Here is a 1,444-nt window from a genome sequence, read left to right on the forward strand (position 1 = left end):
TCGCCGACCGCCACCGCGTCGCCGGCTTTCACCGCGATGCCGCGCACGGTCCCGGCCTGCGCGGCGCGGATTTCGGTCTCCATCTTCATGGCTTCCAGAATCAGCAGCACCTCGCCTTCGGCCACCGCCTGGCCCTCCGCGGCCAGCACCTTCCAGATAGTGCCCGCCAGCGGGGCGGTCACCGGGGTGCCGGCGCCGGCCGGAGCCGGGGCAGCAGGCGCAGCGGCCACCGGCGCGGCGCTGAGCTGGCTGACGTCGCCGCCGTCGCTGACTTTGACCACAAAGGCTTTACCTTCCACTTCGACGGTGTAGACGCCGGAGGCGGCAGGTTTTTCTGCTTTTGCCAGCGGCTGCGCGGCTTCCGCCTGCGGCTCGGGCTCAAAGGCTGCCGGGTTGTGGCGGTTTTCGAGGAACTTGAGGCCGGGCTGCGGGAACAGGGCCACGGTGAGCACGTCGTCGATGGCGTTTTCGGCAAGGGTGATGCCCTTCTCCTGCGCCTGGCGTCTGACGTCGGCTTCCAGCTGCGCCAGCTCCGGCTTCAGCAGGTCGGCCGGGCGGCAGGTGATGGCTTCAGCGCCCTCGAGCACCCGCGCCTGCAGGGTGGCGTTCACCGGCGCCGGGGTGTGGCCGTACTCGCCCTTCAGGATACCGGCGGTCTCCTTCGCGATGGTTTTGTAGCGCTCGCCGGTGAGGACGTTGAGCACCGCCTGGGTGCCGACAATCTGCGAGGTCGGAGTGACCAGCGGGATGAAGCCGAGGTCCTCGCGCACGCGGGGGATTTCCGCCAGCACCTCATCCAGACGGTGGGCGGCGCTCTGCTGCTTCAGCTGACTTTCCAGGTTGGTGAGCATCCCGCCCGGAACCTGGGCCACCAGGATGCGGCTGTCGGTACCCTTCAGCTGGCCTTCGAAGGCGTGGTACTTCTTACGCACCTCGCGGAAGTACGCCGCGATGCTCTCCAGCTTGTGGATATCCAGCCCGGTGTCGTACGGCGTGCCGGCGAGGGTGGCCACCAGTGCCTCGGTGGCCGGGTGGCCGTAGGTGGCGCTCATTGAGGAGATGGCGGTATCCACGCCGTCGACCCCGGCTTCGATGGCCTTCAGCAGGGCCATCTCCGCCATCCCGGTGGTGGCATGACAGTGCAGGTGCAGGGTGACGTCGTAGCGCTTCTTGATTTCGCTGACCAGCTCAAAGGCGGCCCCCGGCGTCAGAATGCCGGACATGTCCTTGATGGCGACGGAATCAACGCCGGTCTCCAGCAGCTGTTCGGTGAGGTCGAGCCAGGTCTGCAGGGTGTGGGCCGGGCTGGTGGTGTATGAAAGCGTGCCCTGGGCGTGGGCGCCGTGGCGGCGGACCGCCTGCAGGGCGGCCTGCATGTTGCGCGGGTCGTTCATGGCGTCGAAGACGCGGAAGACGTCCATGCCGTTTTTGACGGCGCGCTCCA

Annotated in this window: 1 protein-coding gene; it reads right to left on the bottom strand. The window is 67.9% G+C overall.

Annotated features, from left to right (window positions below):
• Positions 1-1,444, bottom strand: a 1,444-nt coding sequence (locus tag CWM58_RS27835) for a pyruvate carboxylase subunit B (protein ID WP_100682224.1), incomplete at both ends; no start/stop codon positions are given.

The sequence above is a fragment of the Klebsiella sp. H-Nf2 genome (assembly GCF_002806645.1).
GTDB classification, from domain to species: domain Bacteria; phylum Pseudomonadota; class Gammaproteobacteria; order Enterobacterales; family Enterobacteriaceae; genus Klebsiella; species Klebsiella variicola.